The sequence below is a fragment of the Pseudomonas sp. LS-2 genome (assembly GCF_003605735.1).
Classification (GTDB): Bacteria; Pseudomonadota; Gammaproteobacteria; order Pseudomonadales; family Pseudomonadaceae; genus Aquipseudomonas.
The window spans coordinates 1-24268 of sequence record NZ_QXTJ01000003.1 but is presented as its reverse complement, the minus strand read 5'-3'; the positions used below and the strand labels follow the sequence as shown (position 1 = coordinate 24268).

Here is a 24268-nt window from a genome sequence, read left to right as displayed (position 1 = left end):
GCTCTGCAACCCGCTCCACACCGTTTAAACTTCACCGCTCCCACCTCATGCATGGAGCCACTCGGTGAACGTCAACGACGCCAGTTTCGAAGAACTGCTCAACGCTCTGCATGACGGCGTCTATATCACCGATGGCGACGGCAAGACGCTCAAGGTCAACCACGCCTATGAGCGACTGACCGGCCTCAGCGGCACCGATCTTGTGGGTCGCCCGATGCAGGAACTGGTCAAGGAGGGCGTCATTTCACAATCCGCCTCATTGCGCGTCTTGCAGGAGGGCCGCCCCGTTTCGGTGATGCAGAGCCTGAGCCAAGGCAAGAAACTGCTGGTCAGCGCCACGCCGATTCTTGATGCCGATCACCGTATTTCCTACGTCGTCAGCACCGTTCGTGACATGACCGAACTGCTGCGCATGAAGCACGAGCGCGACGAGCTTCAGCAGCTCAAGCAGCTGCGCAACAGCACAGCCAAGCTGCATGCCGGTCAGCGCGATAATCTCCTGCACTCACCGTTGATGGCTGACCAGGAAGTCTCGGGACGCGTCTTCGCCCTCGCCAGACAAGTCGCGAACAGTTCGGTGAAAGTCCTGCTGCAAGGCGAAACCGGTGTCGGCAAAACCCTTGTCGCGCAGTTCATCCACAACGCTAGCCCTCGGGCCAGCGAGCCGTTTCTGGCGCTCAACTGCGGCGCGTTGCCGGAAAACCTCATCGAAGCCGAATTGTTCGGCTACGCCCCCGGCGCATTCACCGGGGCAGGCCCGAAAGGCAAGCGCGGTCTGCTGGAACTGGCTCACCACGGCACGCTGTTTCTCGATGAAATCGGCGATCTGCCGCTGCCGGTTCAGGTGAAGCTGCTCAAGGTCATCGAGGAAAATCGCTTCATTCCGGTCGGCGGGCTGGAATTGAAAGAGGTCGACGTACGGATCATCAGTGCGACTCATCACGACCTCAAACAACTGGTGGCAGAAGGGCGATTTCGCGCTGATCTGTATTACCGGCTCAACGTGGTGCCGATCAACATTCCGGCTTTGCGCGAGCGCAGCGAAGAAATCCCGCCACTGCTGCATTACTACCTCGACAGCTTCAACGTCCGCTACGAGCGGCAGCTGCAATGGAGCCTCGAAGCCCTCGATCTGATGTGCGAATACGCTTGGCCGGGCAACATTCGCGAGTTGATCAACATCGTCGAGCGGCTGGTGGTCACCAATCAGACCGGGACCATCGAGGCGCTGGATCTGCCCGAGGAAATCCTCAACCTCAATCCGCAGAACACCGACGACAGCCGCCTGCCCCTGCGCAAGGTATTGGAGAACGCCGAACGTTCGGCGATTCGCGCCGCATTGCAGGCTCACAAGACCACGCGCTTGGCGGCCAAGGCATTGGGCGTGAGCCAAGCGACGGTGGTGCAGAAGATGAAACGCTGGGAGCGTTCTGATTAGGATTTCAATCAAGGCCCCTGAATTCGAGCAAAAAGCTGATCAGAACTGCCCTGTAAAAAGCCCTTCAAACCTCAGGTGAATCGCGCAAAGCCCCAGTTCATGGGCCCTTGCGCGTACTGGCACAGCTTTCGCTATCTGTTCCGGCACGTCTTCCAATAAAACAACGCACACAGGACGAGCCCGATGAGCACCTCTGCCTCCAAAATCAGCGCCTTCAAAATCGCCAACAAACTGATCACCGGCCCTGCCGCCATTGAGCAGCTTGCCGCCGAGCTGACCCGCCTCAACGTCAACAATCCCCTGATCGTCACTGATGCCATCCTCGTCAAGTCAGGTACCGTCGATCTGGCGCTGGCGCAACTCGGTGGCCGTCGTTATGGCATTTTCGATCAGGTCAGACCCGAGCCTGAAATATCGATCGTTGAAGACTGCACCCGCGCCTATCGCGAGGGCGGTCATGACGGTCTGATTGGTCTGGGAGGCGGCAGCGCCATCGACATCGCCAAAGGCGTCGCCGCGTTCGCCGGGCATGAAGGCCCGTTGACCGAACTGTTCGGCGTCGATCTGGTGAAGCGCAAAGGTCCTGCGCTGATCGCCATCCCGACCACCGCAGGTACTGGCTCGGAGGTGACCAACGTGGCGATCTTCTCCGACAAGGAGGCCCAGCTCAAAAAGGGCATCGTCAGCGATTACCTGCTGCCGGACGTCGCGCTCGTCAGCCCGATCATGACGCTGACCTGCCCGCGCAGCGTCACCGCGGCCAGCGGCGTTGACGCATTGGTGCATGCGGTCGAGTCGTATCTGTCGGTTAACGCCTCGCCGATCACCGACGCCATCGCCCTAGGCGCTATCAAACTGATCGCCAAGGCGTTGCCCAAGGCTTACGCCAATCCTTCCAACCTGCAAGCCCGGGAAGACATGGCCACCGCCAGCCTCATGGCCGGGATGGCATTCGGCAACGCGGGCGTGGGCGCGGTGCATGCGCTGGCCTATCCGTTGGGGGGGCGTTTCAACATCGCTCACGGGGTCAGCAATGCCTTGTTGCTGCCGTACGTCATGGAGTGGAACAAGATGGCCTGCGTCGAGCGCTTCCGCGACATCGCCGAAGCCATGGGTGTGCGTGTCGCCGACCTGAGCGACAAGGACGCTGCCGATCAGGCCGTCAAAGCCATGGCCGATCTGTGCGCCGCTGTGGATATCCCGTCCGGCATGCGCAGTTTCAACGTGCCCGAAGACGCGATTCCTGCGATGGCTGAAGAGGCCAGCAAGATCGACCGCCTGATGCGCAACAACCCACGCAAATTGACCGCAGGCGATATCGAGAAGATCTACCGGGCAGCTTACTGATCCCCAAGAGCCACGGCGCTCGGCCTCCCGCACGGGCGTCTGCCGCTGCAAGACACACAAATAAGACCAATAAAACAGGTGCACTCAATGTCCAACACTCCCCAACAGCGGAGCGAAAGCCCGTACATCCCGCTCGGACCGTTCAAGGTGCGGTTGCCGTTCATTCACTACAAATTCGAGATGCCGGACTACCTTCAAGGGCTGTTGATGTGCGCAGTGGACCTGGCGGCCATTCCGCTGATGACCGAATTGCTGGGCATGCCTTTCGAAGTGGCGCTGGCGGTGGTGATGCTCAACGGCCTGCTTTACCTGACCCACCATTTGCTCGGCGACCCGACCGTGCCGGGCTGGATCACTCCCGCAGTCCCGCTCCTCATGGCCTACTGTGCACAGTTCCCGATGGGCCCGGAGCGTGTCCACGCCTTGATCGCGTTCCAGTTGATGCTGGGGGTCTTCTCGATTGCCTTGGGCGCGACCGGGATGGCGAAGAAGGTCGTCGAATATGTGCCGTCGGCAATCAAGTCGGGAATCATCGTCGGCGCCGGTCTGAGCGCGGTGATCGCCGTGTTTCAGGTGGGCGGAAAATTCAACGTGTTGCCGTGGACCATCTCCATCGCAGTCGGCATCGCGTTCTACCTGATCTTCTCCCAGCACTTCAACGACCTGAAACACCGCAACCGGTTCTGGTGGAACTTCGCAAAGCTGGGGATCCTGCCGATCATCCTGCTGGCGGTGGTGATCGCGCCGCTGTTCGGTGAAGCACCCTGGCCGACCATTCAATGGGGCATCAGCAAGCCGGACTTCGCTGGCCTGTGGAGCAACTACACCGTGTTCGGCCTGGGCATGCCGCCGTTGTCGATGTTTATTTCGGCCCTGCCGACGATGCTGGCGGTTTACATCATCGTCTTTGGTGACGTACTCAGTGCGAAATCCCTACTCGATGAAGCGGAAACCGTCCGCACCGACGAAGTCGTGGACTACAACCCGGATCGTGCTCACCTGATCTTCGGTGCACGCAACGCCTTCATGAGCATTTTCGGCCCGGACGTTGCGATGTGCGGTCCAAAATGGGCGGCGATGCTGGTGGTGGTGATCGAGCGTTTCAAAGGCGGTCCGAAGGCGATGCAGTCGATCATCGGCGGGGTTGGCTCGTTCCGCTGGGGGACGAACACCGGCTTGCTGCTGTTGCCGGTGGTGACGCTGGTTCAGCCGATTCTGGGTGTGGCGTTGTCGCTGACGCTGCTGATTCAGGGGTACGTGAGCGTGCGGCTGGGCATTCTCGAGGCGCGCAGTCAGAGAGACCTGGGAATCGCCGGTGTGATCGGCGCGGTTCTGGCGATCAAGGGCGCAAGTTGGGCGTTCGGGATTGGAGTGGTGCTGTGTCTGCTCATCTACGGCAAGAACTTCTTCAAAGGTGAAGTAGACGGGACCTTCAGCAAGGACCTGAAGGCGGTGGATGCCAAGCCAGTTGCGAAGGCCGAGCGCGTGAAGAAAGAAGCTCTGATCGATTGAATCCGGCGCACCCCGTTAATCTGTAGCAGCACGGCTTGCCGGCGGTAGCGATCTTAAAACGCCGCCTCCGGCAAGCCTCGCTGCTAGAGAGCATTGGATAGCGGACCTGCAGAGGCCGCATTCATCCGCCACCCGACCCATGTCTCAAACTCTTGGAGTACAATGCGCGCCACCGTGATTTCGCTCAAAAAAGGTGCGTCATGCAGCCCTTCGCCATTGCTCCTTCGATTCTGTCCGCCGATTTCGCCCGTCTGGGTCAGGAAGTCGACAATGTTCTGGCCGCTGGCGCCGACATCGTCCACTTCGACGTCATGGACAACCACTACGTCCCCAACCTGACCATCGGCCCGATGGTCTGCGCGGCGCTGCGCAAGTACGGCATCACAGCGCCCATCGACGTACACCTGATGGTCAGCCCTGTGGATCGCATCATCGGCGACTTCGTCGAGGCCGGCGCGACCTACATTACGTTCCACCCGGAAGCGACCCAGCACATCGACCGCTCCCTGCAGTTGATCCGCGAGGGCGGTTGCAAGTCCGGCCTGGTGTTCAATCCGGCAACCCCGCTGAACCTGCTCGAATACGTCATGGACAAGGTCGACATGATCCTGCTCATGAGCGTCAACCCGGGCTTTGGGGGCCAGAAGTTCATTCCCGGCACGCTCAACAAGCTGCGCGAAGCCCGCGCGCTGATCGACGCGTCTGGTCGTGATATCCGTCTGGAAATCGACGGCGGCGTCAACGTCAACAACATCCGCGAAATCGCGGCTGCTGGCGCTGACACCTTTGTTGCCGGTTCCGCTATCTTCAATGCGCCGGACTACCAAGAGGTCATTGAAAAAATGCGAGCAGAACTGGCGTTGGCCCGTTGATGAGCGGCTTTGAGCAGCTGTTTCCGGGTCGCCTGCCCAAACTGATCATGTTCGATCTGGATGGGACACTGGTCGACTCCGTGCCGGATCTGGCCGCAGCTGTGGACAAAACCCTGATTCAACTCGGACGTGCGCCGGCTGGCATCGAGCGGGTGCGCGACTGGATTGGCAACGGCGTGCGAGTGCTGGTGCGTCGTGCGCTGGCCAACGACATGGACCACTCTGGCGTCGATGAAGCCTCCACCGATTCGGCGCTGGCGATCTTCATGGAAGCCTATGGTGGCGATCACTCGCTGACCAAGGTCTATCCTGGCGTGCGTGAAACGCTGAAGTGGCTGCAGAAAAACGGTGTGGAAATGGCCCTCATCACCAACAAGCCCGAGCAGTTTGTCGCGCCCTTGCTAGACGACATGAAGCTTGGCCGCTTCTTTCGCTGGATCGTCGGCGGCGATACCTTGCCACAGCAGAAACCTGATCCCGCGGCACTGTTCTTCGTGATGAAAATGGCCGGCGCCTCGGGCTCGCAATCACTGTTTGTCGGCGACTCGCGCAACGACGTACTGGCGGCGAAGGCTGCGGGCGTCAGTTGCGTAGCGCTAAGTTATGGCTACAACCACGGTCGTCCGATTGCCGAGGAATCCCCGGCATTGGTGATCGACGATTTGCGCAAACTGATTACGGGTTGCTCTGCCGGTTGCCTAGAAGATGGGGCTGAGATAACGTTGCCCGACGTTAAAGCTCCCTCCTTTAGAGATTCCATCGTGGTGGTCACTCGCAAACTCTGGATGAAAGTCATCAAGGCCCTGGCCCGCTGGCGTTGGCGCGCCTGACTTGAATCTGGCCGGCTGTCCGGCGCGTTTGCACACCTGACCGTTTGACCCTCAGACCACGAGGCTGATCATGATCCGCGAAGAATTCCTACGTTTGGCCGCTGAAGGCTACAACCGCATCCCGCTTGCCCTTGAAACCCTGGCCGACTTCGACACGCCGCTGTCGATCTACCTCAAACTTGCCGACGAGCCGAACTCCTATCTGCTGGAGTCGGTACAAGGCGGCGAGAAGTGGGGCCGTTATTCGATCATCGGTCTGCCATGCCGCACCGTGATGCGCGTGCACGAGCACAACATCAGCGTAACCCTCGATGGCGTCGAAATCGAAAGCCTGGAGGCCGAAGATCCACTGGCTTTCGTCGAGTCCTTCAAGGCCCGTTACAACGTTCCGACGATCCCTGGCCTGCCGCGTTTCAATGGCGGTCTGGTGGGCTACTTCGGTTACGACTGCGTGCGGTATGTGGAGCCTCGTCTGGGCCGTTGCCCGAATCCTGACCCGCTCGGTGTGCCCGACATCCTGTTGATGGTGTCCGACGCGGTCGTGGTCTTCGACAACCTGGCCGGTAAGATGCACGCCATTGTGCTGGTCGATCCAGAGCAACCGGAAGCCTACGAAGATGGCCTGGCGCGTCTTGAACAACTGATGGAAAAACTGCGTCAGCCGATCACGCCCCGTCGTGGCCTGGACCTGACCCGTCCACAAGCGGCTGATCCGGTGTTCCGCTCGAGTTTCACCCAGGGCGACTACGAGAAGGCCGTCGACACCATCAAGGAATACATCCTGGCGGGCGACTGCATGCAGGTCGTGCCGTCGCAGCGTATGTCGATCGACTTCAAGGCTGCGCCAATCGACCTTTATCGCGCACTGCGTTGCTTCAACCCGACGCCGTACATGTACTTCTTCAACTTCGGCGACTTCCACGTTGTCGGCAGTTCGCCGGAAGTGCTGGTGCGCGTCGAAGACAACCTGATCACCGTGCGCCCGATCGCCGGCACTCGCCCTCGCGGCGCGACCGAAGAAGCGGACCACGCGCTGGAAGTTGACCTGCTGTCCGATGACAAGGAAATCGCCGAGCACTTGATGCTCATCGATCTGGGCCGTAACGACACTGGCCGCGTCTCGGAAATCGGCTCGGTGAAGCTCACTGAGAAAATGGTCATCGAGCGTTATTCCAACGTGATGCACATCGTCTCCAACGTCACAGGCCAGTTGAAAAGTGGGTTGACTGCGATGGACGCACTTCGCGCAATTCTGCCAGCGGGCACCTTGTCGGGCGCCCCGAAAATTCGTGCGATGGAGATCATCGACGAACTGGAGCCGGTCAAACGTGGTGTCTACGGCGGCGCGGTAGGTTACCTGGCGTGGAACGGCAACATGGATACCGCGATTGCCATTCGTACCGCAGTGATCAAGAACGGTGAGCTGCACGTTCAGGCCGGTGGCGGCATCGTTGCCGACTCAGTGCCTGCGCTGGAGTGGGAAGAAACCCTGAACAAGCGCCGCGCCATGTTCCGCGCGGTGGCACTGGCGGAGCAGACGCCGGAAAGTTGACCGCAGTAGGGTCGATAAAAAACGCGGGTACCAATGGCCCCGCGTTTTTTATGGCCGGCAATCGATTGATTGTCGACCAGCTTTCCCTCTGTAGCAGCACCGCTTGCCGGCGGTGACGTCATTGAAGTCACTACCGTCAGTAAGCGGACCGCCGCCCGGCCAGACTGCTAGAGGCGATCAGTCAGAAATCTAGGCTCAGCGCCAGATTCACTCCCTGCTGCGTCACGTCATCGTTCTTGCGCCAGTTGTAGCCGGCGCGCAGTGTCAGGTCCGGTGCCAGTTTCTGACTCAAACCGACACTCGCCCGATTCAGGCTGCGTTGCGGCTCATAACCTTCCAGATTGAAATCCACACCCGGCACGCTGTTGACGGCTATGGTCACATCTTGTTGATCGGTGTCGAACTCTCGTTCGTGCGCGATCTCGCCAAATACCTGGGTCTGCGGTGTGATATCGAACTTGCCTTGCAGCCCCGCGCCCAGACGTTTCGAACGACGGGTCTGATCGTCGTAGCTGAGGGCCGTCGAGCGTGGGCTCTTCTCCGAATAGCCATCGACCTCGACATGGGAATAGTCCGCGCTGATGAAGGGCGAGATATGCCAGCGGCTGGTCTGTTCGGCCAGGTCGAATCCCAAGCGACCGCTGACCGCCCACAGGTCGCCATCGGTGTCGCCTTTTTCCGATCCTTCGCTGATGCCGAGGGCGAATTTGCGCTTCAGATTGTCGTAGTCCAGCCGTCCACCCGATGCCGCCAGGTCGGCCCACCAATGATTCGCCTGAAACTGCACGAATGCGGTGGCGATGTAGCTGTTGAGTTTGTAGTCCGAATCGCGAGGCCCGGCTTCCAGCGTCTGTCGATAGGCGCCAGCGACCAAACCGGCACGCCAGTCTTCGGCAAACCGGTAGCTGCCACCGATGGTCAGGTTATAGCCATGGCCGTCGGCGCTAGCGGAATTGCTTTGCGGGTCGAAGTCCATTTTCTGACCACCGCCCGCGACGATGGCACGCCATTCACCGACGTTCTGCCAATTGCCCCAGTCGGCCAGCCACTGGCTGCGCAACTCGTCCTGTTGTGCGCGCAACGTGCCGTTGGCCATCTCAGGTAGCAAGGTAATCTCCCATGGCGCAGAGAGAATCGAATAGCCGTAGTCGGCGATCAGGCGTTGGCCGGCCACTGTCGGGTGGACGCCATCGTTGAACAGGAGTTTGGTGGGGTCAGGTGTAAGGCCGCCGATCCCGTAGACGCTGTTGGCCGTGCAACTGTTGCCGCTGAAGCAAGTACCGACGAGATTCTGGTCGGATGCCAGGCCATAGCGCGCCGGATCCTGAAGCACTTCGCCGACCAGACCCGGAACATTCAGCGGGATCACTTCGGCATTGATTTGACCCAGTCGATTGACCAGTTGCTGATTGAACACACCGCTGAGCAGCGTCGAAGGCCCTTGCAATGGCGTGCCGGAAACCGCTGGCGTCTGGCCGATATCGGGCAGAAGCCAGACCATGATGTACCGGGCACCCGCCTGCGAAAGCACCTGTGCGCTGTTGGCGAGGTTATTGGCAGCACCGACTGCCTGCCCCGGGCTCAATACGCGACCTTGCAGGAAGTCATTGCCCCCGCCCGTGAGGTAATACAGCGCGTTAGGGTCCGCACGAAACCCCGTTTGCGCTAGATACCCCGGGCGGGTACGAAACACGGCGGTGACACCCGTGGCGCTGTCGGTGTTAGCGACTTGCGACTGGGAAGTGATCGCCGCAAGGATCTGATCCGTCCGATCCCCGCCCACCGCCCAGTTGTTGCCATCGGGCAGGCCTTGGGCGGCGCGGACCGGCGAAGTGGACGCCTGAAGATCGCCCGGCGCCACGCCCAGCATGCCGCCCAATAAAGTGGACGAATTCAGGCCGAACACTTCACCGCTGCCGTTCAGGTACGTAGGGCCTGCGCGGTTTGTGAAGCGCAAGGTTGCGCCCGGCGGGCCGCCTGCATCGGGGAACTGACCGGCATCGGCGAGGCTGTCGCCAAAGACAATCATCGTCGAGTACGGGGAAGAAGCGGCCATCGTCGACGAGCAGGCGAGGCTAAGGAGGCAGGCGGCAACGGGCCGCGAAAATGTGGCTTTGAGCATTGAGAGATCCCTTCTTGTCTTTTATTGCTGTACGACAAGGTAGCAGTCACGACACAGACCGCCATGCGTTGTGTCAGGCATGACGCATTTGTGTCGCAAGAAAGGATTAAATAAGGGCCCTCAAGCGACGACTGATCCGGGTTAAGCGAGCCGTTCTGCCTACATCCAGTTGGGTTTTTCTATCGTAGAATGCTGTTGCACCACTGGGTTCGGTACGCTAATGTCCCGGAACGTATAGATGAGACACCTCCCGTGACAATTGTCAGCAAACTCTTGATGCGCGTTATCAAGGCTCACGCCCGCTGGCGTTGGCGCGCCTGACTCTTTTCCCTGCCGGTTGACCCGGCCCTGCAATACCCTGCCTTAAAACCGTGACGTCTGCCCCCCAGTCAAGCTTTTTGCAGCGACTGCAAACGAGGGCGCAACAACGGACGCGGATTTCGGAAGGCTTGAATGAAGGTCAGTGATTTCAAGAGGTTAAGCACAAAATGCTGCTGATGATCGATAACTACGACTCCTTTACCTATAACGTCGTGCAGTACCTGGGCGAACTGGGCGCCGACGTTAAAGTGATCCGCAACGACGAAATGACCGTCGCTGAAATCGAAGCCCTGAATCCCGAGCACATCGTGGTTTCCCCAGGGCCTTGCACCCCGAATGAAGCGGGCGTCTCCATCGAGGTCATCAAACACTTCGCCGGTAAGCTCCCGGTACTCGGCGTTTGCCTGGGCCATCAGTCGATCGGGCAGGCATTCGGCGGCGATGTCGTCCGTGCCCGCCAAGTGATGCATGGCAAGACCAGCGACCTGATTCACGACGACAAAGGCGTATTCGAAGGTCTGAAGCATCCCCTTACGGTTACCCGTTATCACTCGCTGATCGTCAAGCGCGAAACATTGCCCGATTGCCTGGAGGTGACCGCCTGGACTCAGTTGGAAGACGGCTCGGTCGATGAAATCATGGGGCTGCGCCACAAGACGTTGAACGTTGAGGGTGTGCAATTCCACCCTGAGTCGATTCTCTCCGAACAGGGCCACGAGCTGTTCGCCAACTTCCTCAAGCAGACCGGCGGCACTCGTCAGGGTTAAGGACAATTCGAAATGGCAATGGATATCAAGACGGCGCTGGGGCGGGTTGTCACGCAACTGGACCTGAGCACCGACGAAATGCGCGATGTGATGCGCGAAATCATGACCGGTCAGTGCACGCAGGCGCAGATCGGCGCTTTTCTGATGGGCATGCGCATGAAGAGCGAAAGCATCGACGAAATCGTCGGCGCGGTTTCTGTCATGCGCGAGCTGGCCGACAAGGTTGAACTCAAAACCCTCGATAACGTGGTCGACATCGTTGGCACCGGCGGCGACGGTGCAAACATCTTCAACGTTTCGACGGCGGCATCATTCGTGATCGCGGCGGCAGGCTGCACCGTCGCCAAACACGGCAATCGCGCTGTGTCGGGCAAGAGCGGCAGCGCCGATTTGCTGGAGGCGGCGGGCGTCTATCTGAATCTGACGCCAGTCCAGGTGGCGCGCTGCATCGACAGCGTGGGCATTGGCTTCATGTTTGCCCAGACCCATCACGGCGCTATGAAACACGCCGCTGGTCCGCGCAAGGATCTGGGGTTGCGCACGATCTTCAACATGCTGGGTCCACTGACCAACCCCGCAGGCGTCAAGCATCAGGTGGTAGGCGTGTTCAGTCAGGCCCTCTGCCGTCCTCTTGCCGAAGTGCTGTTGCGTCTGGGCAGTAAACACGTACTGGTGGTTCACTCCCAGGACGGTCTGGACGAATTCAGTCTCGCAGCGCCGACCTTCGTTGCTGAGCTGAAAAACGGTGAAGTGACGGAGTACTGGGTGCAGCCGGAGGATCTGGGCATGAAAAGCCAGAGCCTCTTTGGCTTGGTGGTCGACAGCCCGGCGCAGTCGCTGGAGCTGATTCGTGACGCTCTGGGGCGTCGCAAGACCGATAACGGTCAGAAAGCCGCCGAGATGATTGTGCTGAATGCGGGTGCGGCCCTCTATGCTGCTGACCATGCCGCTTCGTTGAAAGAGGGCGTGGAACTGGCTCACGACGCGCTGCACACAGGCCTTGCTCGCGAGAAGCTTGAGGAGCTGGGTGCGTTTACCGCGGTATTCAAACAGGAGAATGAAGGATGAGTGTGCCGACGGTTCTGGAAAAGATCCTTGCCCGCAAGGCTGAGGAAGTGGCTGCGCGCCGTGCCAGCGTCAGCCTCTCGGAGCTCGAGACGCTGGTCTCCACCGCCGATGCCTCGCGTGGTTTTGCCAAGGCGCTGATTGAACAGGCCAAGCGCAAACAGCCCGCGGTGATCGCGGAGATCAAAAAGGCTTCGCCGAGCAAAGGCGTGATTCGCGAGAATTTTCAGCCCGCTGAAATCGCAAAGAGCTACGAGGCCGGGGGCGCCACTTGCCTGTCGGTACTCACCGACATCGACTTCTTCCAGGGTGCCGACGCCTACCTGAAAGAGGCCCGTGGTGCGTGTTCGCTGCCCGTGATCCGCAAGGACTTCATGATCGATCCCTATCAGGTGGTTGAAGCTCGCGCCTTGGGCGCTGATTGCATTTTGCTGATCGTCTCGGCTCTGGATGACGTGAAGATGGCCGAGCTGGCGGCAGTCGCCAAGGCCAACCAACTGGACGTGCTGGTTGAAGTCCACGACGGTGACGAACTGGAGCGTGCGCTGAAAACCCTCGACACCCCGTTGGTCGGTATCAACAACCGCAATTTGCACACCTTCGACGTCAGCCTGGAAACCACACTGGACCTGCTGCCGCGCATTCCGCGCGATCGTCTGGTGATCACCGAGAGCGGCATCCTGAATCGTGCCGATGTCGAATTGATGGAAATCAACGACGTCTATTCCTTCCTGGTTGGCGAAGCGTTCATGCGCGCGGAGAAACCGGGCGTGGAACTGCAGCGTCTTTTCTTCCCGGAGAAGGGCACGGCGATCAAGTCCAGCGTTCTGGATTGAGGCAAACCCGTGTAACCGTCTTAACAAAGGCTCACCATGACCACTCAGGTAATTGATATCTGCGTAGAAGCCGGGCTGAAGGCTGAGCAGGATCTGCTTTCATCGGTCTGTGCCGGCGATGCCGATCATGGTCTGCTGTTCTGGCGGCCGAGTGACCACGCACTGGTGATGCCTCGACGTTTGAGTCGTCTGGGCGGATTCACCGAAGCCAGCGAAACCCTGGCTGACATCGGTTGGCCGGTTCTGCTGCGAGAAAGCGGTGGTGAGCCGGTTCCGCAGTCTCCGGCGACGGTGAACGTGGCACTGGTCTATGTTCAGCCCAAGTCTGATGCCGACCGGGATCGAATCGAAAATGCCTACATGCGCTTGTGTCAGCCGATGCTCGATGTGCTGACGGAGCTAGGAGGCGCCGCTTCTTTAGGTGAAGTTGATGGCGCTTTCTGCGACGGTCGTTTCAACGTCAACCTGAATGACCGCAAGATGGTCGGCACCGCTCAACGCTGGCGTCAGAGTCAGGGTGGGCAGCGGCCTGTTGTTCTGGCACACGGCGCGATGCTGCTGGATGACGAGCGGATCGACATGGTCGATGCCGTGAACCGCTTCAATCAGATGTGCGATCTGGAACAGCGCTGTCGCGCAGGCAGTCACGTTGCCTTGCACGAACTGTTCGCCGCCCCGGACTTTCTTGCCCGTTTAAGTGAGCGCTACGCGGGCATGCTCGCCCGGCTATAGCCGCTGTCGGTGCGTTTTCGAACCATTGCCGATTTCAGCGAGTACCGAAGACCACCATCGTCTTGCCGCGCACATGCACCAGCTTCTGTTCTTCCAGGGCCTTGAGTACACGCCCGACCATCTCCCGTGAACAGCCGACGATACGGCCGATTTCCTGACGCGTAATCTTGATCTGCATACCATCCGGGTGGGTCATGGCATCTGGCTGTTTGCACAGGTCCAGCAGGCTGCGCGCTACCCGTCCGGTGACATCGAGAAATGCCAGATCACCGACCTTGCGCGTGGTATTGCGCAGACGTTCGGCCATTTGCGCACCGATTGCGTACATCAGTTCAGGATCATGCAGGCTCAACTCGCGGAATTTGGCGTAGCTGAACTCGGCGACCTCGCACTCGGTCTTTGCGCGAACCCACGCGCTACGCTGCGGACCGATGCTCGTTTGCTGGAACAGGCCCAGTTCACCGAAGAAATCGCCGCTGTTGAGATAGGCGACGATCATCTCGCGCCCCTCGTTGTCCTCGATCAGGATCGTTACCGAACCCTTGATGATCAGGTACAGCGACTCGGAGTCCTCTCCGGCGCAAATAATATTGCTCTTGGCGGCGCAGCGCCGACGCTGAGCATGGGGAAGAAGTTTGTCGACCAGTTTCACTTTGTTCGCAGGGGCGATGGCAACCATGGCTGTATCCCGTAAAAAACTGCGCCCGGAGGCATTCTTATAGGTATCGGCAGTATTTCTGATTTGACACAGCTCCACAGCGGCAAATCGCCATTTTTTCAGATAATTCCTACATTTCTATCGTTTACCGACATTTCTGGTCCACGCAGCGACTTCTCCCCCCTGTGCTAAGCTGGCCGCCTTTTTTCAAGCAGTGGAGTCCTGGGGATGAAAGCGCGTATTCAATGGGCGGGTGAGGCCATGTTCCTCGGCGAGTCGGGCAGCGGTCACGTGGTCGTGATGGACGGCCCACCGGAGAGCGGCGGTCGTAACCTGGGTGTTCGCCCGATGGAAATGGTGCTGATCGGTCTCGGCGGCTGCAGCAACTTCGATGTCGTCAGCATTCTCAAGAAGGCCCGTCAGCCGGTCGAAAGCTGCGAGGCGTTTCTGGAGGCCGAACGCGCGACTGAAGATCCTAAGGTCTTCACCAAAATTCATCTGCACTTCGTGGTCAAGGGTCGCGGCTTGAAAGAAACCCAGGTCAAGCGCGCCATCGAGCTTTCAGCCGAGAAGTACTGCTCGGCGTCGATCATGCTGGGTAATGCCGGCGTCGAGATCACCCACGATTACGAAATCATCGAGCTGGGTTGAGCGACCGCTTGAACCTGAAAACGAAAAGGCGCCCATCGAGGCGCCTTTTTGCATTTGCGTATGCGAAGGACGGTCAGATCCGGTACGTACTTTTGGTCATGACCTTGGCCAGCATGCTCATGCCGAACTTCACGGGTGCAGGGAAGCGAAAACCGCCTGCCTGAATCGCACCTTCGGCGTGCTGCTCTTCGTCGGTGCGCATCTGCTGGAGAATCGCCCGGGACTTTTCATCCTCGACCGGCAGTTGCTCGAGGTGTTCGTTCAGATGCTTGCAGACTTGATCTTCGGTGGCGGCCACAAAGCCGAGGCTGACCTTGTCGCTGATCAAGCCTGCCACCGCTCCGATCCCGAATGACATGCTATAGAACAGTGGGTTGAGCACGCTGGTATGACTGCCCAATTGACGGATGCGCTGCTCGCACCACACCAGATGGTCGATTTCTTCTTCAGCGGCATGCTCCATGGCTTTCCGCACATGGGGTAACTTGGCGGTCAGGGCCTGACCTTGATACAGCGCCTGAGCGCAGACTTCGCCGGTATGGTTGATGCGCATGAGGCCGGCGACATGTTTGGTGTCGGTCTCGCTCAGCTTGGTGTCAGGTCGGACAATGGCGGGGGAGGGGCGGTGAGAGTGCGCGCTGGCGGGCAGCAGCGTCTTCATCGCAGCATCAGCCTGCAGAAGGAAACGGTCTATAGGGGAGTAGTGACGTTCGGTAGCCATGGGCACCTCCGGATGAATCCACGGCGGCAAGTCTACCTGAATCGAGGTGACGAGGCTTGCCCTGCGTCAGCCCGCCGAAGCGCGTGGTAGACGCTCGGCGGGAGTAAGTCGTTGAAATCCCGACTCAGCCCGGTGGCCAAGTCATCTGACGGTTGCCCAACACGTGCATGTGAATGTGATAAACGGTCTGCCCGCCTTTCTCATTGGTGTTCATGACTACGCGGAAGCCGTCTCCGCAACCAAGCTCCTTGGCCAGTCGCTGGGCAGTGAAGAGAATGTGGCCGAGCAGGCCTTTGTCTTCTTCGGTCACGTCGTTAAGGGTGCGGATCGGTTTTTTCGGGATGACCAGAAAATGCACCGGCGCCTGAGGGGCGATGTCGTGAAAGGCCAGCACCTGGTCATCTTCATAGATGATCTTCGCCGGAATCTCCCGATTGATGATCTTGGTGAACAGAGTTTCCACAGCCTTGTCTCTCCGTTTCTTGTGGGTAATTGACCGAGTGTACTGAGCGCTTCGACTCACGCCCAGTCGTTTATTACCGACCTCGGGCTCAGGCTGACGTACGTGACTTCAGCATCGACCCCCAGATTTTTCGCGTCATCCAGCGCCCGGCCAATCGCGGCAGACGACTGAGGAAGCGATTGCGTCTGCCGGGAATGATGATCGCGCGGTTTTTGTCCATGGCGCGGACGGTGTAGAGAGCGATCTCCTCAGCGGTCATGGACTTGTCGTTGGTGAACTTGTCCGCGCTCAGCTGCGCAGTGCGGAAGAACGAAGTGCGTGTAGGGCCGGGACAGAGCACCGAAATCTTCACGCCGGTTTTCTTCAGTTCTTCGCGCAACCCTTCGGAGAAGTGCAGCACGTACGCCTTGCTCGCCGCATAGGTGCTCATCCATGGCCCCGGCTGGAAGCCCATGATCGAGGCGACATTCAAAATTTGCCCGCCTCCCTGCACAGCCATCAGGTTGCCAACCGTGTGACACAAGCGAGTGAGGGCCAGGACGTTGAGGTCCAGTAGGTCCTGCTCCTGAGCCCATTCCTGCGCGAGAAAAGGCCCGCTGTTGCCAATGCCCGCGCAATTCACCAACAGGTCGATCTGCCGTACGCCTTCTTCCAGTTCCAGGAGAAAGCCCGAAAGCCGGAGCGGCTCACCCAGATCGCAGGCACGAAACAACACCTCTACGCCAAAGCGCTGGGTGAATTCGATCGCAATGCTCTCAAGCATATCCCGATGACGAGAGACCAGAATCAGATTGCGGCCACGGCGGGCCAAGGCTTCGGCCATCGCCAGGCCGATACCGCTGGATGCACCTGTGACCAGGGCGTAACGGGTCATGCAGTTCTCCAATGCGTGTGTAGCAGGTGTAGAGACAACGTCCATGCTGCCAGACAGTTATTGGTCGTCTTCGCTGTCGGAAGAGTCACCAGAATCTGCAGGATCGACGGGAACAACCGGTTGTGTGGCGTCGTCCGAGTCATCATCGTAGGGCAAGGTCTGTTCGTATTCTCCGGTCGTCGCCTCCACTTCTTCCTGAATCCTCTGCAGACCGCCCATCATCGCCCCGAGGAAAATCAGCGCCAGGACGAATATCCAGGCGATGGCCAGCAGCTTGATTGACCGGGTGTTAGGGGGCGGTGGCGGACCGTAACGATTCGGGCCGTCATTTCCGGGGATGACGATCATCAGAAGAGGGAAGAAACTGCCGACGACAGGCACGAGGTTGAGCAACAGCAACCAGGCAGACCAACCTGCGTCATGCAGGCGCTGCGCCCCCATCTGAATACTGATCACCACAAAAGCCAGCAGTAGAACGCTGCCCAGCAAACCCCCGGCAACCAGCGACAGGCTCATGATGCCAAAACACAACGACGCCAATAGTAGCCCCACCAGGGTCAGCACCATGGTCCAGGCCAGATAGCGCAGACGTCCGATACGGCCTTGCACAGTGAACACTCTGAGTTCACCAACGGCTGGCCAGTCGTTGGCGACTGATGACTTGGGTGGCGCATAGGGCGATGCGGCGGGTTCGAAGGCGGGTCGCGGCGCGACAGCCTCGTCGATCTCTTCAAGCGTCCAGGTCACGGGCTGCTCGGGCTCGATGTTTGCGTCCACTCCAGCGTCATTCAATGCCTTGAGATAGCGCTGGGCGTCCTCGCGATTCAAGCCCCGCTTGACCGTCACGGGTTTTCCCGTGAACAGCCGATCCATGTCGGACACATCGCTTTTGAACAGCTGCGCCAGATTCAGCCGAGCGGTTTCCAGATCGACGCCCGTTCGCAGCTGTCCTTCGAAAACGATCTTGAAGAGCTCGGCCATGCTGGGCTTCCTTGTCTTGGGAGAAATGAAGCTGTGGGGTTTGGATCAGAACGGTTTGACCACCACGAGAATGACGATAGCCAGCAAAATCAGTACCGGAACTTCATTGAACCAACGATAAAACACATGACTGCGGCCATTTTCGCCTCTAGCGAATTTTTTTACCTGTGCGCCACACATGTGGTGATAGCCGATCAGCACGACCACCAGGGTCAGTTTGGCGTGCATCCAGCCTTGCTGCAGAAATCCCGGGGTAAGTGTAAGCAGCCAGATGCCGAACACCAGCGTGGCAATCATCGCCGGGCCCATGATGCCTCGATACAGCTTGCGCTCCATGGTGCAGAAGCGTTCGCGGCTGACAGCGTCTTCGCTCATGGCGTGATAAACGAAAAGACGGGGGAGGTAAAACAGACCGGCGAACCAGCAGACGATCGAAACGATGTGCAGTGCTTTTATCCACAGATAGAGCATTTTGGTTATTTTCCAGGATCACGGTGGCGCAAATAGTAGTGGCTAGCGTGCCCGTACGTCACGTTCCCGGTTGTCCCAAGGGCGATGGACTCATATTATCAGCGGCTTTCCAGTGGTTTCGTTGAGGGTAGGTTATGGTCAAGGTCGGTATCGTCGGCGGCACGGGTTACACCGGCGTCGAGTTGCTACGTCTTCTGGCGCAGCATCCACAGGCTGAAGTGGTTGCGATCACCTCACGCTCCGAAGCAGGCTTGCCTGTTGCTGACATGTATCCGAACTTGCGCGGCCACTACGACGGTCTGGCCTTCAGCGTGCCGGATGTAAAAGTGTTGGGTGCGTGTGATGTGGTGTTTTTTGCCACTCCCCACGGCGTCGCGCACGCGCTGGCCGGGGAGCTGCTCGCTGCAGGCACCAAGGTTATCGACCTGTCGGCCGACTTCCGTCTGCAGGACCCGGTTGAGTGGGCCAAGTGGTACAACCAGCCCCATGGTGCTCCGGAACTGCTCAACGAAGCTGTTTATGGTTTGCCTGAGGTCAATCGCGAAAAAATCAAAGGCGCGCGTCTGATCGCTGTGCCGGGTTGCTACCCGACCGCGACCCAGTTGGGTTTCCTGCCCCTGCTCGAAGCGGGGATCGCCGACCCGACGCGTTTGATTGCAGACTGCAAATCAGGTATCAGCGGCGCTGGTCGTGGTGCAAGCGTCGGTTCGCTGTATGCCGAGACCAGTGAGAGCTTCAAGGCCTATGCCGTCAAAGGGCATCGCCATTTGCCTGAAATCAGCCAGGGGCTGCGTCGCGCAGCGGGTGGTGATATCGGTCTGACCTTCGTGCCTCACCTGACCCCGATGATCCGCGGTATTCACGCGACGCTTTATTCGACCGTTGTCGACAAGTCGGTGGATCTGCAGGCGTTGTTCGAAAAGCGTTATGCCAATGAACCGTTCGTCGATGTAATGCCTGCTGGCAGCCATCCGGAAACGCGCAGTGTCCGCGGCGCGAATGTCTGCCGCATCGCGGTACATCGTCCTCAGGATGGCGACCTGGTGGTGGTGCTGTCGGTCATCGACAACCTGGTCAAAGGCGCGTCTGGTCAGGCGGTGCAGAACATGAACATCATGTTTGAACTCGACGAGCGCATGGGCTTGTCCCATGCAGCGCTTCTGCCATAACGGTAATCTGCGGGCCGCATGAGCATGTATGCCTGCTTGCGGCCTGTCGGTTGCAGCGTGCCGCTGCGCCTCAAATAGTTGACCAATTTTCTAGGACAAGCGGATAATGCGCGCATTACGCATTATGACGGCTTAACGCCGGGAGATATTGAGCATGAGCGTCGAATCCTTCACTCCTACGGCTTTGGAATTCACGCCTGGTGCAGCGCACAAAGTGAAAACCCTGGTCGACGAAGAGGGCAATGACCGTCTGAAGTTGCGGGTATTCGTGACTGGCGGCGGCTGTTCCGGTTTCCAGTACGGTTTTACTTTCGATGAAGACGTTGCAGACGATGACACCATCGTCGAGCGCGAGGGTGTGAGCCTGGTTGTCGATCCCATGAGCTTCCAGTACCTGGCGGGTGCAGAAGTGGATTATCAGGAAGGTCTCGAAGGCTCCCGTTTCGTGATCAAGAACCCCAACGCTGCGACGACCTGTGGTTGCGGTTCTTCGTTCTCGATCTGAGTTATCCGCTGTAAACAAAAACGCCGCGCATATGCGCGGCGTTTTGCTGTGCCGTGAACGTTATGCCGGGTAGATGGCACCCAGAACGCGCAGTCCCTTGGCTCCGGTGACAGTGGGGCGGTTCGCCGGCACGCTTTCAAGTGCGCAATGAGCCAACCAGGCAAACGCCATAGCCTCGACCCAGTCTGGATCCACACCGAAGTCAGCCGTGCTCGACACCTTGGTGTTCGGCAGCAGGGCAGCCAGTCGTGCCATCAGCGCCTTGTTGTGCGCGCCACCGCCACATACCAGTAACTCCTTGGTTTGCGCTTGAGCCGACTGCAGCGACTCCGTGATGCTCAATGCGGTCAGTTCCAGCAGAGTTGCCTGCACATCTTCGGGTTTAAGTGTGGGCAACTGAAACATGTGGTGATGAACCCAGCCAAGATTGAATACCTCACGGCCGGTACTTTTTGGGCCTTTGGTCTGGAAGAACTGATCAGTGAGCATGGACTTGAGCAGGTCGGCATTGACGGTGCCACTCTCGCCCCATGCGCCGTCCTTGTCATAGCTCAGGCCACGCTGAGCTTGAATCCAGGCATCGAGCAGAACGTTACCGGGGCCGGAGTCGAAGCCGGACACGGGCTTGTCTATCTCGATCAAGCTAAGGTTGCTGAAGCCGCCAACGTTCAGGACTGCACGATAGTCCTTGTTGTCATCGAACAGCGCTTCGTGGAATGCCGGTACCAGCGGCGCACCCTGACCACCGGCAGCGATATCTCGCTTGCGGAAGTCGCTGACGACGGTAATACCCGTCAGCTCGGCCAGCAGCGCAGGATTACCGATCTGGATCGTGAAGCCGCGCGCAGGCTCGTGACGAATAGTCTGACCGTGGCTCCCGATAGCGCGAACTTCGCCTGCGGACACATTCTGCTGATCCAGCAGTGCGAGGACGCCCTGCGCTGCCAGATGCACCCACTTCTGCTCGGCAATGCCGGCGCGAGCCAATTCATCCGGCCCGCTTGAGCATAACCCCAGAAGCTCGGCGCGCAAGTCGTCAGGCATGGGAATGTAATAGGTGCCGAGCAGACGTGGTCGGTCATCCTGTTCTACGAGCGCGAAGTCGAGTCCATCTAGACTGCTTCCGGACATTACACCTACATATAAAGTCATGGGTCAGCGCTTACTCGAGGCCAGCATGGTGGCCTTTTCCTGGTCCATACGAGCCATCAAAGGTTGGCTTTCCTGCATGAACCGCTGTTTTTCGGACTTGGCGATAGGATCTGCCATTGGCAGTTTCTGACCCAGTGGGTCTACGTGAACGCCATTTACCTGGAACTCATAATGTACATGCGGACCGGTCGACAGGCCCGTCGTTCCAATATAGCCGATGACTTGGCCTTGTTTGACGCTGCTGCCGTTCTGAATACCCTTGGCGAAACCTTGCATGTGGCCATACAGCGTGCGGTATGTCTCGCCGTGCTGGATGATTACGGTATTCCCATAACCACCGCGGCGACCAGCGAGGATTACCTTGCCATCGCCCGTGGCCTTGATCGGCGTGCCGCGAGGCGCTGCATAGTCGATGCCTTTGTGAGCGCGGATCTTGTTCAGAATGGGGTGTTTGCGGCCCATGGAGAACATGGAACTGATGCGGGCGTATTCCACAGGGGTGCGGATAAACGCCTTGCGCATGCTATTGCCGTCAGCCGTGTAGTAGTTGGTATTGCCTTGTTTGTTGGTGTAACGCACCGCGGTGTAAGTCTTGCCACGGTTGGTGAAGCGGGCGGACAGTATGTTGCCGGTACCGACAGTCTTACCGTTGACGACCTTCTGCTCGTAGATCACGTCAAACTCGTCGCCCTTGCGGATGTCCTGAGCAAAGTCGACGTCATAGCCGAATATGTTGGCCATATCCATCGTCATGCTGTGGTTCAGGCCCGCGCGTTGCGCTGACTGCGACAGGGAGTTGTTGATCACTCCGTGCACATAGGCAGTGCGCACGTTGGGCTTGCTGACGTCGCGGGTAAATGTATAGCCCTTATCGGTTCTGGAAAGGCTGATGCTCTCCAGATCGTTGATTTTGCTGTGCAGCTGCTTGAGGTTGCCGTCCGGTGTGAGTTCGAACTGAAGCACCTGGCCGTTTTTCAGCTGGCTGAATTGCTTGGCTTGCTTGTCGCTAGCGATAACTTCATGAACCGCGGCGGGTGGAAGACCTACTTTCTCGAACAGCGTGGAAAGAGTATCGCCCTTGGACACCACGATTTCCTTGTGTCCTGGATTCTTGGCCGCGACTACAGCCTCAGCGGCGGCCGGCAGGGCTTGCGGCTCAGTTTTCGCAGTGTCTTCAGGCTCGTCTGCGCCGTTGTCGATTTGCGCAAATGGGGAAACCGTCGTCTCGTCTGTGGCTTTGTTCTGATTCTGAGCGTCTTGTTCTTGCTTGAGTTGGTCGGCCGGGGTGTCCAGCTCGAGAGCGAGATTGGTTTTTTTGGCTTCGACATCGCTGGATGGAAAAACCAGAAGGGCCAGGCTCAGCAAGGCTGCGATACCGCTGGCAGCTAGCAGATGGCTCTTCGGATAAAGCGGAGGCGCTTTAGGCGGAGTGTCGTTCATAGGTAATTTTGACTTTGAAAAAAGATGAAATGGAAAAGATGAATGACATGATGAAGATGAAATAACTGTATAAAATATAACCAAATCCTCCCTGAGGCAAGCTCGTGTACGGATCGTTCCGTGATTCGTCGGCCTTCTGTGGTCAGAACTTGTATTTGGGCGGTGATCTTGTATGGTTGTTTCCCTTTGAAATAAGGCATTACGGGGCTGTTATGAAGTCGGTTGAAGAGCAGCTAGCGCTGATCAAGCGTGGCGCGGATGAACTCCTGGTCGAGTCCGAACTGGTCGCGAAGCTTAAGCGTGGTCAGCCACTGCGCATCAAGGCCGGTTTCGACCCGACGGCGCCCGATCTGCACATTGGTCACACGGTGCTTATTAATAAGCTCCGTCAGTTCCAGGAGTTGGGCCATCACGTCATCTTCCTGATCGGCGACTTCACCGGCATGATCGGTGACCCGAGTGGGAAAAGTGCGACCCGCCCGCCGCTGACTCGTGAGCAAGTGCTTGACTATGCCGAAACCTATAAGGCGCAGGTGTTCAAGATTCTCGACCCTACCAAAACGGAGGTCGCGTTCAACTCCACGTGGATGGATCAGCTGAGTCCTGCCGACTTCATTCGCCTGTCGTCCCAGTACACGGTAGCGCGCATGCTTGAGCGTGATGACTTCGACAAGCGCTACAAGTCGAATCAATCTATCGCTATTCACGAATTCCTTTACCCGTTGGTGCAAGGTTATGACTCGGTGGCCCTGCGCGCTGACGTCGAGCTGGGTGGTACGGATCAGAAGTTCAACCTGCTGATGGGGCGTGAGCTCCAGCGCGCTTATGGTCAGGAAGCACAATGCGTTCTGACCATGCCGTTGCTCGAAGGCCTGGACGGCGTGAAGAAAATGTCCAAGTCGCTGGGTAACTATGTTGGTATCCAGGAGGCGCCGGGCATCATGTACAGCAAGCTGGTGTCCATCCCGGATGCGCTGATGTGGCGTTACTTCGAGCTGTTGAGCTTCCGCTCCATGGAAGAGATTGCTAGCTTCAAGGCTGAATGCGAAGCCGGTGCCAATCCGCGAGACATAAAGATCAAGCTCGCCGAAGAAATTGTTGCCCGGTTTCATGGTGAAGAGGCGGCTGCTTCGGCTCACCGTTCAGCAGGTAACCGCATGAAGGATGGCGAGCTGCCGGACGATCTGCCGGAGATCAGCGTGTCGGGCGCTGAAGACATGCCGATCGCCGCTGTCCTTAATAAGGCAGGCCTGGTGAAGAACTCCGCCGTTGCTCGTGACCTGCTGGCGTCGGGCGGTGTGCGTATAGATGGAGAGGTTGTTGATCGAAGCTTTATCTTTAAGCTCGGCGCTACCCATGTTTGTCAGGCCGGTAAGAAGGCTTTTGGCCGTGTAACGTTGGATTTGGAATAAAGTTTAAATAAGTGCTTGACGCTCCTCTGAATCTCTCTATAATTCGCCCCACTTCCGGCGCAGACGAAACGGAAAACTCCTTGAGAATCAAAGAGTTGGACAAAGTAAATAGCGAGGAAGTGCTTCGATTCAGATGCTTGAATCGACAGCGGTGAAAAAGGTGGTTGACAGCAGATTGTAACGCTGTAGAATTCGCCTCCCGCTGACGTGAGACGCCAAGTCGAACGAAGCGCAAGTGGTTGAAGTTGAAAAGGAAACTTTGAAAACTTCTTGAAATAACCGCTTGACAGATACAGAGGGCGCTGTAGAATGCGCGCCTCGGTTGAGACGAAAGGCTCTTAACCAACCGCTCTTTAACAATTGAATCAAGCAATTCG

At 58.4% G+C, this 24268-nt stretch carries 23 protein-coding genes; 14 read left to right on the top strand and 9 right to left on the bottom strand.

Annotated elements, in window-relative coordinates; genetic code table 11:
• Positions 1-64: 64 nt before the first annotated feature.
• The 6 genes from D3M70_RS02055 to trpE all read left to right on the top strand — a co-directional run bounded on the left by D3M70_RS02055 (position 65) and on the right by trpE (position 7551).
• Positions 65-1438, top strand: coding sequence for a sigma-54-dependent Fis family transcriptional regulator (locus tag D3M70_RS02055; RefSeq protein ID WP_120123952.1), 1374 nt, complete (start codon positions 65-67; stop codon positions 1436-1438).
• 183 nt (positions 1439-1621) lie between these two features.
• Positions 1622-2785, top strand: coding sequence for an iron-containing alcohol dehydrogenase (locus D3M70_RS02050; RefSeq protein ID WP_120123950.1), 1164 nt, complete (start codon positions 1622-1624; stop codon positions 2783-2785).
• An 87-nt stretch (positions 2786-2872) separates the two neighbouring features.
• The gene (locus D3M70_RS02045) at positions 2873-4297 is read left to right on the top strand and encodes a hypothetical protein (protein WP_120123948.1); all 1425 of its coding nucleotides are present in this window, start codon (positions 2873-2875) and stop codon (positions 4295-4297) included.
• A 200-nt stretch (positions 4298-4497) separates the two neighbouring features.
• Positions 4498-5169, top strand: coding sequence for a ribulose-phosphate 3-epimerase (gene rpe, locus D3M70_RS02040; protein WP_081564919.1), 672 nt, complete (start codon positions 4498-4500; stop codon positions 5167-5169).
• Positions 5169-5999 (top strand): phosphoglycolate phosphatase, encoded by an 831-nt coding sequence (locus tag D3M70_RS02035; RefSeq protein WP_120123946.1) that lies wholly within the window; start codon positions 5169-5171, stop codon positions 5997-5999. Before rpe ends, D3M70_RS02035 begins: the two co-directional genes overlap by 1 nt.
• A 70-nt stretch (positions 6000-6069) precedes the next feature.
• The gene (gene trpE / locus D3M70_RS02030) at positions 6070-7551 is read left to right on the top strand and encodes an anthranilate synthase component I (RefSeq protein WP_120123945.1); all 1482 of its coding nucleotides are present in this window, start codon (positions 6070-6072) and stop codon (positions 7549-7551) included.
• Between the two features lie 181 nt (positions 7552-7732).
• Here trpE and estP read toward each other — a convergent pair whose 3' ends face one another.
• Complete coding sequence (gene estP, locus D3M70_RS02025; protein WP_120123943.1) at positions 7733-9673, bottom strand: esterase EstP; 1941 nt, start codon at positions 9671-9673, stop codon at positions 7733-7735.
• A gap of 488 nt (positions 9674-10161) precedes the next feature.
• Between estP and D3M70_RS02020 the strand changes: the two genes are divergently transcribed.
• From D3M70_RS02020 to D3M70_RS02005, 4 genes are read left to right on the top strand one after another with little or no spacing between them, the layout of a single operon-like run.
• Positions 10162-10761 (top strand): aminodeoxychorismate/anthranilate synthase component II, encoded by a 600-nt coding sequence (locus D3M70_RS02020; RefSeq protein WP_120123941.1) that lies wholly within the window; start codon positions 10162-10164, stop codon positions 10759-10761.
• Between the two features lie 18 nt (positions 10762-10779).
• On the top strand, positions 10780-11829 hold the full coding sequence (trpD, locus tag D3M70_RS02015; RefSeq protein WP_120124413.1) for an anthranilate phosphoribosyltransferase: 1050 nt from the start codon (positions 10780-10782) through the stop codon (positions 11827-11829).
• Entirely contained in the window at positions 11826-12662 is an 837-nt protein-coding gene (gene trpC / locus D3M70_RS02010) for an indole-3-glycerol phosphate synthase TrpC (protein WP_120123940.1), read from the top strand. The genes trpD and trpC overlap by 4 nt, the downstream gene beginning before the upstream one ends.
• Positions 12663-12698: 36 nt before the next feature.
• A complete protein-coding gene (locus D3M70_RS02005) occupies positions 12699-13394 on the top strand; it encodes a lipoate--protein ligase family protein (RefSeq protein ID WP_120123938.1) in 696 nt (231 codons plus the stop codon).
• Positions 13395-13428: 34 nt separating this feature from the next.
• On the opposite strand, the gene crp is transcribed toward D3M70_RS02005, so the two are convergent.
• Positions 13429-14073 carry a cAMP-activated global transcriptional regulator CRP gene (gene crp, locus D3M70_RS02000; RefSeq protein WP_120123936.1) on the bottom strand — a complete coding sequence of 215 codons (645 nt, stop codon included), beginning with the start codon at positions 14071-14073 and terminating at the stop codon, positions 13429-13431.
• 207 nt (positions 14074-14280) lie between these two features.
• On the opposite strand from crp, the gene D3M70_RS01995 reads away from it, so the two are divergent.
• Complete coding sequence (locus D3M70_RS01995) at positions 14281-14703, top strand: OsmC family protein (RefSeq protein ID WP_062385162.1); 423 nt, start codon at positions 14281-14283, stop codon at positions 14701-14703.
• Between the two features lie 73 nt (positions 14704-14776).
• Here the strand turns inward: D3M70_RS01995 and coq7 are convergent, their stop codons facing one another.
• The 5 genes from coq7 to hemJ form a co-directional block, all read right to left on the bottom strand.
• On the bottom strand, positions 14777-15424 hold the full coding sequence (gene coq7 / locus D3M70_RS01990) for a 2-polyprenyl-3-methyl-6-methoxy-1,4-benzoquinone monooxygenase (RefSeq protein ID WP_120123934.1): 648 nt from the start codon (positions 15422-15424) through the stop codon (positions 14777-14779).
• A gap of 124 nt (positions 15425-15548) precedes the next feature.
• Positions 15549-15887 (bottom strand): histidine triad nucleotide-binding protein, encoded by a 339-nt coding sequence (locus tag D3M70_RS01985; RefSeq protein ID WP_120123933.1) that lies wholly within the window; start codon positions 15885-15887, stop codon positions 15549-15551.
• An 88-nt stretch (positions 15888-15975) separates the two neighbouring features.
• On the bottom strand, positions 15976-16761 hold the full coding sequence (locus D3M70_RS01980; RefSeq protein ID WP_120123931.1) for an SDR family oxidoreductase: 786 nt from the start codon (positions 16759-16761) through the stop codon (positions 15976-15978).
• Between the two features lie 57 nt (positions 16762-16818).
• Positions 16819-17742: a DUF805 domain-containing protein gene (locus tag D3M70_RS01975; RefSeq protein WP_120123929.1), complete on the bottom strand. Its 924-nt coding sequence runs from the start codon at positions 17740-17742 to the stop codon at positions 16819-16821.
• A gap of 45 nt (positions 17743-17787) precedes the next feature.
• Complete coding sequence (gene hemJ / locus D3M70_RS01970; protein WP_120123928.1) at positions 17788-18213, bottom strand: protoporphyrinogen oxidase HemJ; 426 nt, start codon at positions 18211-18213, stop codon at positions 17788-17790.
• A 134-nt stretch (positions 18214-18347) separates the two neighbouring features.
• On the opposite strand from hemJ, the gene argC reads away from it, so the two are divergent.
• Entirely contained in the window at positions 18348-19382 is a 1035-nt protein-coding gene (gene argC, locus D3M70_RS01965; RefSeq protein WP_120123926.1) for an N-acetyl-gamma-glutamyl-phosphate reductase, read from the top strand.
• A 154-nt stretch (positions 19383-19536) separates the two neighbouring features.
• On the top strand, positions 19537-19887 hold the full coding sequence (erpA, locus tag D3M70_RS01960; protein ID WP_110951636.1) for an iron-sulfur cluster insertion protein ErpA: 351 nt from the start codon (positions 19537-19539) through the stop codon (positions 19885-19887).
• Positions 19888-19947: 60 nt separating this feature from the next.
• Here erpA and D3M70_RS01955 read toward each other — a convergent pair whose 3' ends face one another.
• Both D3M70_RS01955 and D3M70_RS01950 read right to left on the bottom strand, forming a co-directional pair.
• Positions 19948-21039, bottom strand: a complete 1092-nt coding sequence (locus tag D3M70_RS01955) for an anhydro-N-acetylmuramic acid kinase (protein WP_120123924.1) — start codon at positions 21037-21039, stop codon at positions 19948-19950.
• Between the two features lie 3 nt (positions 21040-21042).
• Complete coding sequence (locus D3M70_RS01950) at positions 21043-22479, bottom strand: peptidoglycan DD-metalloendopeptidase family protein (RefSeq protein WP_120123923.1); 1437 nt, start codon at positions 22477-22479, stop codon at positions 21043-21045.
• Positions 22480-22691: 212 nt separating this feature from the next.
• Here D3M70_RS01950 and tyrS point away from each other — a divergent pair, with 212 nt between their 5' ends.
• Positions 22692-23891, top strand: a complete 1200-nt coding sequence (gene tyrS, locus D3M70_RS01940; RefSeq protein WP_120123919.1) for a tyrosine--tRNA ligase — start codon at positions 22692-22694, stop codon at positions 23889-23891.
• Positions 23892-24268 lie beyond the last annotated feature (377 nt).